This is a genomic window from Ensifer sp. ENS08, assembly GCF_014852195.1.
GTDB classification, from domain to species: domain Bacteria; phylum Pseudomonadota; class Alphaproteobacteria; order Rhizobiales; family Rhizobiaceae; genus Ensifer; species Ensifer adhaerens.
On sequence record NZ_JACVBF010000001.1, the window covers coordinates 66771 to 80200 of the forward strand.

Here is a 13430-nt window from a genome sequence, read left to right on the forward strand (position 1 = left end):
GTCAGTATCCAAGCGGCGCGGCCGGCTCGTCCTTCGGCTCGGCAACGCGCATCTCGTCGGTATTGTCGGTTTGCAGCTGCTCGTATGCCCGCCACGCAAGAACCAGCAGGAACGCGAAAAAGGAGAAGGAGATGACGATCGCCGTCAGGATCAGCGCCTGCGGCAGGGCGTTGGCGGCGGGGCCGACGAGCGCATCCTTTTGGCTGGGAACGACCGGCGGGATGCCACGCGTGAGCCTGCCACCGGTAAAGATCAGGAGATTGACGGCATTTCCGAGGATGGCAACGCCAAGCAGCACCCGGATGACATACTTCGACAGGAGCAGATAGACGGCGACCGTGAAGAAGATGCCGACGAGCAGAGCGAACCAGGCTTCCATCATTCGCCTCCCCGCTCTTCGAGCGAAAGCGCAATCGAACTGATCGCGCCGACCACCACGAGATAAACGCCGCAATCAAACAGCATCACCGTCGAGAGCGGTACTTCCAGGCCGAGCACCGAGGGATAGACCCACAGGCCGGTCATGAAGGGAACGCGGGCGGCGATCGAGACCAGGCCGGCGAGCGTCGCGGCCAGGAGGCCTGCCCCGGCAATCGCCATCGGGTGCAAATAGATCGCACGGCGCACCGTCTCGACACCGCAGGCGATGCCGTAGATCGCCAGCGCCGACACCGCGATCAAGCCGCCGATGAAACCGCCGCCCGGCTCGTTGTGGCCGCGCAACAGGACGAAGATCGAAAACAGCACCATGAGGCTCGTCAGGAACGGCGCGACGGCGCGGAAAATCACCGACTTCATGCGCGTTCCTCCGCATCCGGATCGTTATCGGCGACGCGCCGCAGCGAACCCGCCCTCAAGCGAACCAAGGACAGGATCGCAAGACCCGTGACCATCACCACTGCGATCTCGCCCAGCGTGTCCGTGCCGCGGAAATCGACGATAATGACGTTCACCACATTGGCGCCGTGGGCGATCGACTTCGAGTAGAGGTTGAAGAAGTCGGTGAGCGTCGCATCGAAGGGTACACCCGTCACCTTCAACAGCATCAGCCCGAAGCCGAGACCGCAGGCAAGGGCGATCGCGACATCCGGGATTTTTTGCGCAAGCGGACGATGGTCCGATGGCGACAACCGGAGCCGCGTCATCACAAGCGCAAGGACGACGACCGAAAGCGTCTCGATCATGAACTGGGTGAAGGCCAGATCCGGCGCGCCATAGAGCAGGAAGATGACCGCGACGGCAAAGCCCTGGATGCCGAGCGAAACGATGGCGGTCAACCGGTCGGCAGCAAGCACCACGGCGATGAGGCCGATGACCGCGATCGCCATGATCGCCAATTCATGCAGCGGCACGTCGGCGGCAAAGAACGGCGCGCGCGGGAACTCGCCATAGGCGATCGGCACGACCAAAAGCACGAAGGCAATGAGGATGAAGGTCGCGGTCATGTAGACTTCGAGGCGCCCGGATTGCAGCCGGCGGGTCAGTGTGACGGAGAAACGAACGAGCCCGCGGATGAACTGGTCGAAGCCACGATCCGGACCCCAGCCGATATCGGCAAGGATCGTCACCATGAAGGCACGCACACGGTCTAGCTTCAGATAAAAGCCGATGCCGATGACTGCGGTCACGATCGACATGATCAAGGGCAAGCCGACGTGAGGAACGACCGAAATCGTGACCGCACGGGGTTCGCCCGCGATCGCCGACGCCATCGGCGTCGATACCAGTTCATGCGTCAGTCCGGAAAGCAGCGCCGCGGAGAGCCCCTTGGCGGCAAGCAGCGCCGGCCCGAGCCAGAGCAAGATCGGAGCCTCATGGGGCGCCTTCGGCGTCTCGACCTTTGCACCGACGAACGGCTTGAGCGCGACGGCAAAGGCCACCGCGAACATCAGTGCATTGCCGAGGATCGCAATCGCGGCAAAGACCAGGGAACGGCGATCGAAGCCTGAGAGTGCGTAGTAGATCTCCTCCTTGGCGATGAAGCCGAAGAAGGGAAACAGCCCGCCCATCGAGAATGCCGCGGCAAGCGCTATGACGAAGGTGAGCGGCATGGCGGAGCGAAGCCCCCCGAGCCTCGTCACGTCGCGCGTGCCGGTCTCGTGGTCGATGATGCCGGCGACCATGAACAGGGCGCCTTTGAACAGCGAATGGGCGACAAGATAGAGCACCGCCGCTTCGATCGCGTGGGGTGCGCCAAGCCCTGTCAGCATGACCAGCAGGCCGAGGGACGCCATCGTCGTGTAGGCGAGCATCAGCTTCAGGTCAGTCTGGCGGCAAGCGAGCGCCGCGCCGATGACGAGTGTCGCGCCGCCGAAGAGCGGCAAAAGGATCTGCCATTCGGGTGTGCCGCCGAGCACCGGGTTCAGCCGCATCAGGAGATAGACACCGGCCTTCACCATGGTCGCCGAATGCAGATAGGCCGAGACGGGCGTCGGGGCTTCCATCGCGTTCGGCAGCCAGAAATGGAAGGGGAACTGGGCCGACTTGGTAAAGGCGCCGCCAAGTACCAGGAGCAGCGCCGCCAGATAGAACGGGCTTTCGCGCATCTCCGGCCCGAAGGCAGACAGCAGCGAGAGCTGGGTGACGCCGCTGACGTTCCAGATGATCAGCAGTCCGGCAAGCAGGAACAGGCCCCCGCCTCCGGTTACGACCAGCGCCTGCAGGGCTGCACGCCTTGCCGCCTCGCGCGAATGATCGAAGCCGATCAGCAGGAACGAGGTGATCGAGGTCAGTTCCCAGAACACAAAGAGCATCAGGAAGCTGTCGGAGACGACGACCCCGAGCATCGAGCCCATGAACATCAGGATGAAGGAAAAGAACCGCCCCTGCTGCGGGTGGCCTTTCAGATAGCCGCCGGAATAGAGCACGATCAGCGCGCCGATGCCGGCAATCAGCAGGACAAATGTGAGCGACAGGCCGTCGATCAGCCAGGAAAAGCTGACGTTGAACGAGGGTATCCAGGCATAGCCGCCCGTAACCACCTCGCCCTTGGCGACTTCCGGCCAGAAGCCGATAAAATGCAGCACGATCGCCAAGGGAAACAGCGCAAGCACCCAGGCGGCGTTGTGCCCGAGAAGACGTGTCAGAAGCGGCGCGAGCAATGCCGCGACGAAAGGCAGTGCGAGGGCCAGAAATGTCAGGGCCGCAACATCCATCGTCCTGGCCTGCTCCTTTTATTTCATCGTATGATCGATCGGACTCCCGACATAAAAGAAGGGTGTTGGGGTCTCAAGCCTTATCCGGATAAAATCGGCGTTATATATTCGTCAGTTCGGCCGGACGAACCGAAGCGGAAGCCTTGCATTACCAGATTCGCGCGATTTACGCGGTGTCCGCCAACAACAATTAAAATGCTGTTAGCAAAATATTCATCGGGCGGCGGGGGATAGATCGAACATTCTGGAAACGGAACTGCAAGACGTGATAGTTGTATTTGCAGACTTTCTCAATTCAGAGCGAACCGACCAGAAGCCTCCGCCGGCAGACCTTGCAACGGCTCAGAAGCGGTTGCCCGCTTCAGTATCGATAACGACAGGCACGGAACAGAACATCACTATCTCGAATAGGGCGGGACCCGCTTGGAACGATCTCGCATAGTCGTCATCGCCAGTATCCTGGCCGCCCTCGGCGCGATCCTGCCGATGCTTGCGGCCTACTATCTTTCCTGGTCGATCGCCGTGCGCGGCGAACAGGCCCGGCTCGCCCGCCTGGCCGACTATGCCATCATGCGCGCAGACGCCGCGCTCGGAGAAGCGTCCCGGGCGCTGAAGACGGCCGACCGGTTCGATATGCCGCCATGCATGGCCACGCATATCGCAGCCTTGCGCTCCCTCGTCGTCAACACGACCGCCATCGAGGATATCGGCTACTTCGAGAACGGGTTGCTCAGATGCACCTCGTGGGGTTACCCGCCGCGTCGGCTCACCCGCTCGCCGCCTGCCGATTTCTTTGCGAGCAACGGCGTCGAAGTCATCCCGCGGATGTATCCGACGATCAGCACCGGCGCGCCCATGACGGCGTTCCGGTATCGCTCCTACACGGTGCTGACCAACCCGGTCCGGTTCGTCGACGTGATCGCCGAGCCCGGCACCCGGCTTGCAGTCGCCACCAAAAACGGCGTGCTGGTCAGCACCCTCAACGATCCTGACCCGTCGCTGACGGAACGGCTCGCCGATCTTCCGAAGACCGGCAGCAACGCCGACGACCTTTTTGCAACATCACGGGACGCAAACTGGATCGCCGTTGCCACTGCGCCCAGCATCGCCATTCTAAGCGACATGGATCGGGAACGCCTGCTGCTCTTACCAGGCGGGGCGCTGGTCGCGGCGCTGATGGTCGGGCTTGTCGTCTGGCTATCCCGGCGTCGTCTGTCGCCGCTTGGCGAGCTTTCGATTGCCGTGCAGCGGCGCGAGTTCATCGTCCACTACCAGCCGCTGATCGAGCTCAAGACCGGCATCTGCGTCGGTGCGGAGGCCCTGGTGCGATGGCGGCGACCGGATGGGCAGATGGTCCGGCCAGATCTCTTCATCCCTCTTGCGGAAGAAAACGGACTGATCGAGGAAATCACCGATCAGGTCCTCTATGCGACGGTCGCCGAATTGAAGAGCGTGCTCGTCGCCGACCGCTCGCTGCACATCGCGATCAACCTCGCCGCCGACGACCTGAAATCCGGGCGCATCCTGCCGGTGATCGAGACGGCGCTTCGAAACACCGGCGTGCTTACAGAACAGATCTGGCTGGAGGCAACCGAACGCGGCTTCATGGACGTCAAATCCGCCCGGGCAACGATCGAGGAGGCGCGCCGGCGTGGCCACTCCGTGGCCATCGACGACTTCGGCACCGGCTATTCGAGCCTGCAATACCTGCAGGAGCTACCGCTCGATGCGCTGAAGATCGACAAGTCGTTCATCGATACTGTCGGCACCGATTCGGCCACCAGCTCGATCACGCCGCATATCATCGACATCGCCAAATCGCTCGATCTCTACATCGTCGCCGAGGGGATCGAGCGGCAGGAACAGGCCGACTATCTCATCGAGCGCGGCGTGCAGTACGGCCAGGGCTGGCTGTTCTCCAAGGCGCTGCCGGCGGCCGAGTTCATCGCCTTCTACAATGACAGCAAACGCAGACTCGGGGCCGGGCCGGCGGTGATCCGCCGCGAAATCGCTTGAGGCCCCTTCACGCGGACGCGGCCTGGTGATGTTTGCGCGCGCGGTCCTGTATTCCTATATAGTCGCGGCAACGACAGGAGACGTTCATGACGACCGTAAAGACGCCGAAAGTGGTGAAAACCGATGCGGAATGGCGGGCACAGCTCTCGCCGGAGCAGTATCGCATCACGCGACAGCAGGGCACCGAGCGTCCGTTCACTGGTCCGTTCCTCAACAACAAACAGACGGGCACCTACGAATGCGTCTGTTGCGGCCGGGCGTTGTTCCGCTCCGACACCAAGTTCGATTCCGGTTGCGGTTGGCCGAGCTACTTCGCCGCGGTCGACGATCAGGCGATCCGCGAGATCGAGGACCGCTCCCACTTCATGGTGCGCACGGAAATCCGCTGCGCCGATTGCGATGCGCATCTCGGCCACGTCTTTCCCGACGGCCCGCCGCCGACGGGGCTGCGCTACTGCCTGAACGGCCATGCGATGACGTTTACCGAGGATTGACACCGCGGCGCGGAAGGAGTGGCATGGGATGCTGTTCCGCCGGGAACGGCCCCATGGCGCCAGCTGCGCTAGAAGCAATAGATCGAGCAAGCGAGAGGAGGTCCGCATGCTACGCATCCTGACAGCACTCGCATTGCTGCTTCCCTCCGCCCTCACAGCGGCGGCGGCCGAAGACTGGGTTCCCTACGCCAACGCCCGCTTTGGCTACGTGCTCGATATTCCTCCCGGTTTCGAGCTGCAGAGCCAGGGCGACAATAGCGATGGCGCGAGTTTTCACGCCAACGACAACGGCGCGACCCTTTCGGTCTTCGGCAGCACGCTCATGGACGGTGACTTCGAGACCGACGTCAACGACCGCATGGGCTACGAGCGGGAGGGTGACTGGCGGATTTCCTATTCGCGTGTGACGGCCGCCTGGGCGAGTTTCTCGGGCGCGCGCGGTGACGAAGTGTTCTACACCCGGGCGATCGCGCTCTGTGACGGCAGCGCCGCCTATTTCCGCCTGCAGTACCGCAAGACCCGGCTCACCAGCTTCGATGGCGTGATTTCGCGCATGGCGGAGGCGTTGAGACCTTCAGAAGGTTGCCAGCATCCACCGGTCGCCGCGGCCGCCGGCGAAGCGCCAAACTGATCGCCGCTCAGGACGCGGCGCTGAAACAGGTCAGCACGGCCGAATAGTGTACCGCCGCTCCGGTTACGACGAAGCCATGCCAGATGGCGTTCTGGAAGCGCAGCTTTTCCCACACATGGAAGATCACGCCGGCAGAATAGATAATGCCGCCGATCAGGATCAGCACGAGCGTCGTTGCCGTCAGCGCCGACAGCAGCGGGCCGACCGCGAGCACGCCGCTCCATCCCATGGCGAGATAGAGCAGGATCGCCAGCCGGTCGAAGCGGCCCGGGAAAAAGCACTTGATGGCGACGCCCAGACCGGCGATCGCCCAGATGCCGATCAGCATCACGAACAGGAAGGGATCATCGAGGCCGCGCTGCAGGAAGGGCGTATAGGTCGCGGCGATCAAGACGAAGATTGAGGAGTGGTCGAAGCGGCGCAGGAACCACTTGGTGCGCGAAACCGGATAGAGGTTGTAAAGAAACGAGATCGAGAGCGTCGCGAGCAGTCCCGCGCCATAGACGGCGGCGGCGGCAAGCTGGCCGGTCGTGCTCCACAGCGTTGCGTAGAAGATCAGCGCGGTCACGCCAACCAAGGCAGCCGCCAGGCCGATGCCGTGGACGATGCCGTCGGCAATCAGTTCCGAACGGTCATAGTTCCATTTGACGCCTGCGAATTCCACGTCTTCCCTCTCCCCGAGCCTTTTCTTCTCCGGCGGCGCGCATGCCCCGTCGCACCGCAACGTTTCCACCATCCTGCCACAAGGCCGCGCCGCGGCAAAGAAGCAGGGACGTGGCAAAAGCATCAACTTTTGCAACGCATTACAACAATCGCATGACCGGTTTGAGAAGTTTGACGGGAGACTTGCCGAAGGCCACGGCGATGACCACATGAACGGCCGAAGGATGCGATCGGGAGGATCATCATGTCAGTCTTGCGTAGCCCTCAGCCGGATCAGGCGGCCGCGCTCAGCGACCTCTGCGTGCGATCAAAGGCCGTTTGGGGTTATGACGCCGCCTTCCTTGAGGCATGCCGGGCGGCTTTGACGCTGACAGCCGACGACTGGATGGATTCGGAGCTTCAGGTCGCCATGGAGGGCGAGCGCATCCTCGGCCTGGCGCAGGTCCGCGGGAGCGGACAGGTGGTTGAACTGGACAAGCTGTTCATCGAGCCGGAAGCACGGGCGGCAGGCATTGGCCGGCAGCTTTTCGACTGGTGCGTCGCAGCCGCCCGCAAGCGCGGCGCAATAGTCATGACGATCGATGCGGATCCCGGCGCTGCCGACTTTTATCGCCGCATGGGCGCGGTCGATGACGGGGTCGTCGCGTCGAGCGTGATCCCCGGGCGGTTCCTTCCCCGACTGAAAGTGGATTTGGGGAGCGGTCCGACCGCCTGACGTCAACGCCCGCCGCGGGCGACCTCGGCCGCGCACTCCTGACAGAGTGGCGCATGAGGCACAGCCTGCAGGCGCGCCGCCGAAATCGGCAGGCCGCAGCGCACGCAGGTTCCGAAGGTGCCGGCGGCGATCCGATCGAGCGCGGCATCGATCGCGCGGATCTCCTCCTGGCCCGCAAGGCCAAGGCCTTCGAGAACCTCGTCCCCTTCCCGCTCGGTCACCCGGTCCGGGACATCAGCGTTCATCGGCTCATCGAGATCGTGCTCGATCCTGACCAGACGCCCCTGCAGCTCCGCCTTGCGGCGTGTCAGGCGGTCGTGAAAGTCGTCAAGCCCATGTTTGTCCATCTGAAGACTCCTTGGCGGTGGCGGCGCGAAGGTCTCGCGCCGCATGCGCTCTTGTTGTTCGTGGCTTACCGGTCGACGAGAACGGCGCAGGGGCAATGGCTGACGACCCGGCTTGCCGTCGATCCGATGAAGTAGTCGATGAGACCCGGCCGATGGGACGCGATGATGACGAGATCGGCGTTTTCTTCGCTGGCAAGGGCGTTAATGGTGCCGGCGGCCCCGCCGGTGCGGATTTCGATGCGGCCCTTGATCCCATGCTTGGTTTTGAGCGCCTCGAGCGTCTTTAACGCCTGCTTTCGGGATTCCTCGACCATCTCCAGCGGGAAATCCACGATCATGTAGCCTTGCGCATAGGCGTTCAGATCCTCGACGACGTTCAGCAGGATAATCTCGCCCCCCTCATCGATCAGCTTTTCGGCAATGCCGAGCACGGACTCGCCGTGTTCGAGCTGATCCATGGCAATCGGGACGATGATCTTCTTGTACATGCTGTACTCCTTCTGTTGCCCGCGCGGATCGCCAGGCTGTTGCCACAGGCCAATCCCTCGTCTCAAGATTGCGCCTCGACGGCATCTTCGGCTTTGATTGAAATCAAATCGAAAGCGCTGCGCGCGCATGGCCCCACTCGAAATGAGGTAGGGCGACGACAACCACTGTCAACGCGCGTCGAACACAACATCAAGTGACTGACAGGCTTCCGTGAACGAACGAGGCGGCCCATATTCCCAACAGTTTCGACGAAACTGAAACGGCGAACCGGCCGTAGCTTCGATGCCAAGGAGACAGACATGACCTCGCAGGAGACTTTCGACATGCCAACCGACCATGCGCTTGCCATGCCCGCGCATGTCGAGCATGCGCATCTGGTCGTCCAGGATCTGCCGGCCGTGTCCGCCTGGTATCAGAAGATCATGGGCCTGAGCCCGATCGAAGCGAGCAAGAGCGGCGAGACGCTGGGCGTCAATGGCCACCCGCTGCTGACGCTGACGACCGAAGGCAACGCCGCGCGGGCGCCACGCAACGCGCCTGGCCTCTTCCACAACGCCTTTCTTGTTCCGAGCCGCGAAGAACTCGGCCGCTGGCTCGCCCATATCGCGCACAACAATATCAGGCTGCAGGGCGCGTCCGACCACCTGGTCAGCGAGGCGATTTACCTCGCCGATCCGGAAGGCAACGGCATCGAAGTCTATCGCGACCGACCGCGGAGCGAATGGACGTTTAAGCCGGATGGGACCGTCGGCATGGATACGCTGCCGCTCGATCTGCAGGCGCTCTACGACGAAGCACCCAAGGACAATTGGGGCGGCATGGTGGACGGGACGGCCATCGGCCATATCCATCTGCAGGTGTCCGATATTCCTCAGGCCGATGCTTTCTTCCGCGACGTGCTGGGCCTGGGGCTGATGGCACGCTATCCCGGCGCGAGCTTCTTCGGCGCGGGCAAGTACCACCATCACGTCGCCGCCAATATCTGGAACTCGCGGGGTGCGCCGAAGCGCGAAGGCCACATGACCGGACTTTCGGATTACACGATCCAGTACAAGGATGCGGGCGAGCTCACAGCGGCGCTCGCGAAGCTCGATACGCTGGAAATCGCTGTGAGCCGCAACGGCAATGGCCACAGCCTCGTCGACCCCTGGGGCATCGGCCTCAAGCTCGTCGCCTGATCCTCTCTCCCAGGCCACAGGCGCCTTTGCGCCAGTGGCAAACTTGCCGGCCGCAGCCGCCTCAGGCGCTGCGGTCGTATTTTTGCTGGGCTTGCAGCACAGCCTCGATGTTCTCCTCCGCCCAGCGCGTCAGCGCCGCGACCGTCGAGGTCAGCGTGCGACCGAGCGGCGTGATCGCATATTCCACGGTCACCGGCACCGTCGCAAAGACGCTGCGGCTGACGAGCCCGTCCCGCTCCAGCTTCTTCAGGGTCTGCGACAGCACCTTCTGCGAGATGCCGTCGATCTCGCGCTTCAACTGGTTGAAGCGCACCGGCTGTTCATCGAGCTTTCCAAGCACCAGCACGGCCCATTTGTCGGCAAGCCTGTCCAGCACCAGGCGGGTCGGACAGGTCTGGATATAGACGTCGTACTCCATCGGGCACCCCATCGCGGTTTCCGGGCGGAAACCATGTCACCAAAAACTGCCTCCTTTACAGCATTTTCCCGGACCAGTATCTAGTATCCATCCGTAACATGGTTTCATTTGGATACTTAGGAGAACGGTGATGGCAGGCAAGACTCTGGTTCTTGGATCGAACGGGACGATCGGCAGCAAGGTGGTACGGGCGCTGGCCGCACGTGGCGAAACGGTCAGGGTTGCGTCCCGAAAGGCGACAGCCGTTGATGGCGCGGAAGCCGTCGCCTTCGACTACGAGGATGCCACGACCTTTGGCCCGGCGCTCGACGGCGTCGACCGCCTGTTCGTTCTGACACCGGCGGGATACCTCGACCCGGTCGGGCTGGTCGGACCGATCATGGCCGCCGCTGCCGCGCGCGGCATCAAGGTCGTGCTGATGACCGTCATCGGCGTCGATGCGGACGACAACATCCCCTATCGCCAACTTGAGCTGCAGCTCGAGAAAACCGGAACACCCTTCGTCATCCTCCGGCCAAACTGGTTCTCCGACAATTTCCAGAGCTACTGGATCGAGGGTATCCGCCACGGCGCGATCGCGGTTCCGGCGGCCGAAGGCAAGACGAGCTTCATCGATACACGCGACATTGCCGAAAGCATCGTGGCAGCGTTGACCAGCGAAGCCTTCAACGGCCGCGCCTTCAACCTCACCGGGCCGGAAGCGCTGAGCTACGGCGAGGCGGCAGCGATCCTGTCACGCGTGACCGTTAAGCCCATCGCCTACACGCCTGTCGATGACGAGACCTTCGTCGGCGTGCTGGTCGGCGCCGGGGTGCCCGAGGACTACGCCCGCTTCCTCGCGTCGATCTTCCATCCCGTGCGCGAAGGCTGGGTGGCAAACCCTACCGGCGACGTAAAGATATTGACAGGCCACGAGCCGCGTAGCCTGGAAACCTACGCCAAGGACAATGCCGAGGCTCTCAGGGCCTGACCGAACCCGGACGATGGCCGCTCGTTCCCGCGCGGGCGGCCTGCGTCAACACGCCGCTGGATAGTTCCCAGACAACCGATCAATAAACTTGAGTATTATACTCACATATTTTAACCGCATGCCCAATCGGCCTCGCCCAAGGTCGCATTCATGCGGAGTTAATAATATGAAAAATAAGAATTTTCTTGCGGCTGCCCTGGCGAGCAGCACCCTTCTTTCGAGCCCCGCGCTGGCGGTGGATTTTCGTCCGCAGGCGGAAATCGAAGGCGGCTTCTTCAGCGGCGGGTCAGCTGCCGGCGGCGGCTTTTTCCTCCCCTTCGTGCTCGATTCGGGCGATGCGATTTTCATCGACACACGCGGGGCCATTGCCAACGATTCCGTCCGCCAGGGCTCCGTCGGCGTGGGCTATCGTTTCCGCGCCAACGACCAATGGGTCATCGGCGGCTACGGCTACTACGACTATCTGAAGAGCGACCACGGCAACGCCTTCAGCCAGCTGTCCTTCGGCCTCGAGGCGCTCAGCGGTGACCTCGAAATGCGCAGCAACTTCTATCTGCCTTTGACCGGCGCCAAGACGCTGAGCGCCTTCAATGCCACCTATGTGCGCGACCACGTGCTCGTCTTCCAGGAAGGCAAGGAACGGGCGCGACGCGGCATCGACGCCGAAATCGGCGGGCGCCTGCCTGTCTTTGCGGAAGACTCCAACGTTCAGCTGAAGGTTTTCGGCGGCAGCTACTGGTATGGCGGCCGCAACCTCGGCGACATGTTCGGCGCCAAGCTGCGTGCGGAACTGACCTTTGCCGACCTGCCGGGCCTTTCCGAGGGATCGACCGTCTCGCTCGGCGTGACCGGCACCTATGACAACGAGGACAAGCTGAAGGGCGCCGTCATGGCACGGCTGCGCATCCCGTTCGGCGCGACCGGCTCGACCGCCGACGCCTTCGATCCGATGACCCAGCGTGTCGAGCGCGCCACCCGCATCCGCACCCATGCGGGCGCCACCGGCGATGTCGAGGCCGCGCAGCTTGCCGGCACCGGCCGTAACGCCGGCCGGGTGGTGACCGTTTCCTCGGCTTCCGGCAATGCCTCCGACATCAACGCCCTGATCGGGGCTGCCGGCGCCGACGCGCTGATCCTCGCGGACGGCAACCTCGGTCTCGACCGCACACTCGCGCTCGGCAACGACCAGACACTCCTTGGCGGCGGCGGCGCAATTACCGTTAGCGGCGCGCGCAGCGGCGCGACCGCAACCTTCGTCAATCAGGGTGCGGCCACCACGATCACCGGCTACAACCCCGCCGAGGACGTGATTGCCATGGCGTCCGGCGGTACCATCTCGTCGCTTTCGGTCCGCGGCGGCCTAGCCGGCATTTCGGCCACGAACGCCGCAGATGTCACCGTCGATAAGGTCGACATTGCCGCCACCAACCACGACGGCATTCGCTTCACGCGCGTTAATGGCGCGCTGGTTCAGGACAGCCGCATCCACGACCTCTACATTTGCGAGAACAACACGACCTGCGAATTCTCGATCTACAACCCCAACAAGGCGCCCTATGCCGCCGTCAGCTCCGTCGGCAGCCGAAACGTGACGGTGCGCGACACTGTCATCGACAAGGTCACCTATGGGGTCTTTGCCGGCGGCGAGTTCAGGAAGGTCGGACGGACAGACTACGAACTGGTCACCGGCACGCAGAACGTCACGCTCGACAACGTGACGATCAGCAACTCCCGCCGCGAAGGCGTGCTGCTCGTCGCCGGCAAGGATGTCAGGCTCAACCGTGTAACGGTCGACAATGCCAAGCAGGACCGGGACATGGATCTCGTTGTGCTGCAGGGCACCTCCAACGTCGCGATCAACGACATGCGGCTCTTTGGCGGCATCAACGGTCTGATGCTGGTCTCGAGCCCGAACCTCGATGCGACGACCACCAACGTCAACGTCAAGGGACTGACAGTCGACGGTACCCGCAACGCCGGCATCTTCTTCAATCCCGTCTCCGGGATTTCGCTCGAGGACGTCAAGGTAACGAATGCCGGCACCTATGGCGCCTTCATCTACGGCAACGAGTTCGAGTTCCTTGGAGGACCGGTGCGCGACGTCGTGCTGAAGAACATGGCGGTCGACAAAGCCGGCAAGGCGGGCCTCTATTTCTCGGGCCCGACAGAAGACATCGTCGGCAATGTCAGCGTGAGCAACACGCCGAAGGATTGCTTGCTCGACAACGGCTGGTCGGCCGGGACGATCACCCAGTCGCCGGGTTCGGTGCTGACCATCAACGGCGTCAAGCTCGATCAGGGCAACGCCGCGGCCCGTTGCCGCTGATAACCGAAGCCACGCCCGGGCGACCGGG

Annotated in this window: 14 protein-coding genes; 7 read left to right on the top strand and 7 right to left on the bottom strand. The window is 62.9% G+C overall.

The genetic code is table 11. The annotated features are described in order from the left end of the window. Position 1: 1 nt before the first annotated feature. From IB272_RS00330 to IB272_RS00340, 3 genes are read right to left on the bottom strand one after another with little or no spacing between them, the layout of a single operon-like run. Entirely contained in the window at positions 2 to 379 is a 378-nt protein-coding gene (locus IB272_RS00330) for a Na+/H+ antiporter subunit C (RefSeq protein WP_034789327.1), read from the bottom strand. Then, positions 379 to 798: a Na(+)/H(+) antiporter subunit B gene (locus IB272_RS00335; RefSeq protein WP_192444175.1), complete on the bottom strand. Its 420-nt coding sequence runs from the start codon at positions 796 to 798 to the stop codon at positions 379 to 381. Before IB272_RS00335 ends, IB272_RS00330 begins: the two co-directional genes overlap by 1 nt. Continuing rightward, complete coding sequence (locus IB272_RS00340) at positions 795 to 3155, bottom strand: putative monovalent cation/H+ antiporter subunit A (protein ID WP_192444176.1); 2361 nt, start codon at positions 3153 to 3155, stop codon at positions 795 to 797. The genes IB272_RS00335 and IB272_RS00340 overlap by 4 nt, the downstream gene beginning before the upstream one ends. Positions 3156 to 3578: 423 nt before the next feature. On the opposite strand from IB272_RS00340, the gene IB272_RS00345 reads away from it, so the two are divergent. From IB272_RS00345 to IB272_RS00355, 3 genes are all read left to right on the top strand, one after another. Continuing rightward, positions 3579 to 5171 carry an EAL domain-containing protein gene (locus tag IB272_RS00345; protein ID WP_051659159.1) on the top strand — a complete coding sequence of 531 codons (1593 nt, stop codon included), beginning with the start codon at positions 3579 to 3581 and terminating at the stop codon, positions 5169 to 5171. Positions 5172 to 5257: 86 nt separating this feature from the next. Beyond that, on the top strand, positions 5258 to 5665 hold the full coding sequence (gene msrB, locus IB272_RS00350; protein ID WP_034789321.1) for a peptide-methionine (R)-S-oxide reductase MsrB: 408 nt from the start codon (positions 5258 to 5260) through the stop codon (positions 5663 to 5665). 106 nt (positions 5666 to 5771) lie between these two features. Continuing rightward, positions 5772 to 6296, top strand: coding sequence for a hypothetical protein (locus tag IB272_RS00355; RefSeq protein ID WP_060584303.1), 525 nt, complete (start codon positions 5772 to 5774; stop codon positions 6294 to 6296). 7 nt (positions 6297 to 6303) lie between these two features. Here IB272_RS00355 and IB272_RS00360 read toward each other — a convergent pair whose 3' ends face one another. After that, entirely contained in the window at positions 6304 to 6960 is a 657-nt protein-coding gene (locus IB272_RS00360; RefSeq protein ID WP_029742916.1) for a hemolysin III family protein, read from the bottom strand. 243 nt (positions 6961 to 7203) lie between these two features. Here IB272_RS00360 and IB272_RS00365 point away from each other — a divergent pair, with 243 nt between their 5' ends. Further along, positions 7204 to 7674, top strand: a complete 471-nt coding sequence (locus IB272_RS00365) for a GNAT family N-acetyltransferase (RefSeq protein ID WP_034789317.1) — start codon at positions 7204 to 7206, stop codon at positions 7672 to 7674. Positions 7675 to 7676: 2 nt separating this feature from the next. Here the strand turns inward: IB272_RS00365 and IB272_RS00370 are convergent, their stop codons facing one another. Further along, entirely contained in the window at positions 7677 to 8021 is a 345-nt protein-coding gene (locus tag IB272_RS00370) for a TraR/DksA C4-type zinc finger protein (RefSeq protein ID WP_029742914.1), read from the bottom strand. A gap of 65 nt (positions 8022 to 8086) precedes the next feature. After that, on the bottom strand, positions 8087 to 8509 hold the full coding sequence (locus IB272_RS00375) for a universal stress protein (protein WP_029742913.1): 423 nt from the start codon (positions 8507 to 8509) through the stop codon (positions 8087 to 8089). A gap of 300 nt (positions 8510 to 8809) precedes the next feature. On the opposite strand from IB272_RS00375, the gene IB272_RS00380 reads away from it, so the two are divergent. After that, entirely contained in the window at positions 8810 to 9688 is an 879-nt protein-coding gene (locus IB272_RS00380; protein ID WP_060584300.1) for a VOC family protein, read from the top strand. Positions 9689 to 9749: 61 nt separating this feature from the next. Here the strand turns inward: IB272_RS00380 and IB272_RS00385 are convergent, their stop codons facing one another. Beyond that, on the bottom strand, positions 9750 to 10106 hold the full coding sequence (locus IB272_RS00385) for a helix-turn-helix domain-containing protein (RefSeq protein ID WP_034789314.1): 357 nt from the start codon (positions 10104 to 10106) through the stop codon (positions 9750 to 9752). Between the two features lie 130 nt (positions 10107 to 10236). On the opposite strand from IB272_RS00385, the gene IB272_RS00390 reads away from it, so the two are divergent. Beyond that, on the top strand, positions 10237 to 11076 hold the full coding sequence (locus IB272_RS00390; protein ID WP_060584298.1) for an SDR family oxidoreductase: 840 nt from the start codon (positions 10237 to 10239) through the stop codon (positions 11074 to 11076). 166 nt (positions 11077 to 11242) lie between these two features. Continuing rightward, the gene (locus IB272_RS00395; RefSeq protein ID WP_060584296.1) at positions 11243 to 13402 is read left to right on the top strand and encodes an inverse autotransporter beta domain-containing protein; all 2160 of its coding nucleotides are present in this window, start codon (positions 11243 to 11245) and stop codon (positions 13400 to 13402) included. Positions 13403 to 13430: the final 28 nt, after the last annotated feature.

Excerpts from the sequence above, each read along its gene's own strand:
- msrB (WP_034789321.1), top strand. The coding sequence starts at position 5,258 with ATGACGACCGTAAAGACGCCGAAAGTGGTGAAAACCGATGCGGAATGG.
- IB272_RS00395 (WP_060584296.1), top strand. The coding sequence starts at position 11,243 with ATGAAAAATAAGAATTTTCTTGCGGCTGCCCTGGCGAGCAGCACCCTT.
- IB272_RS00385 (WP_034789314.1), bottom strand. The coding sequence starts at position 10,106 with ATGGAGTACGACGTCTATATCCAGACCTGTCCGACCCGCCTGGTGCTG.
- IB272_RS00375 (WP_029742913.1), bottom strand. The coding sequence starts at position 8,509 with ATGTACAAGAAGATCATCGTCCCGATTGCCATGGATCAGCTCGAACAC.
- IB272_RS00340 (WP_192444176.1), bottom strand. The coding sequence starts at position 3,155 with ATGGATGTTGCGGCCCTGACATTTCTGGCCCTCGCACTGCCTTTCGTC.
- IB272_RS00365 (WP_034789317.1), top strand. The coding sequence starts at position 7,204 with ATGTCAGTCTTGCGTAGCCCTCAGCCGGATCAGGCGGCCGCGCTCAGC.
- IB272_RS00330 (WP_034789327.1), bottom strand. The coding sequence starts at position 379 with ATGGAAGCCTGGTTCGCTCTGCTCGTCGGCATCTTCTTCACGGTCGCC.
- IB272_RS00380 (WP_060584300.1), top strand. The coding sequence starts at position 8,810 with ATGACCTCGCAGGAGACTTTCGACATGCCAACCGACCATGCGCTTGCC.
- IB272_RS00370 (WP_029742914.1), bottom strand. The coding sequence starts at position 8,021 with ATGGACAAACATGGGCTTGACGACTTTCACGACCGCCTGACACGCCGC.
- IB272_RS00335 (WP_192444175.1), bottom strand. The coding sequence starts at position 798 with ATGAAGTCGGTGATTTTCCGCGCCGTCGCGCCGTTCCTGACGAGCCTC.
- IB272_RS00355 (WP_060584303.1), top strand. The coding sequence starts at position 5,772 with ATGCTACGCATCCTGACAGCACTCGCATTGCTGCTTCCCTCCGCCCTC.
- IB272_RS00390 (WP_060584298.1), top strand. The coding sequence starts at position 10,237 with ATGGCAGGCAAGACTCTGGTTCTTGGATCGAACGGGACGATCGGCAGC.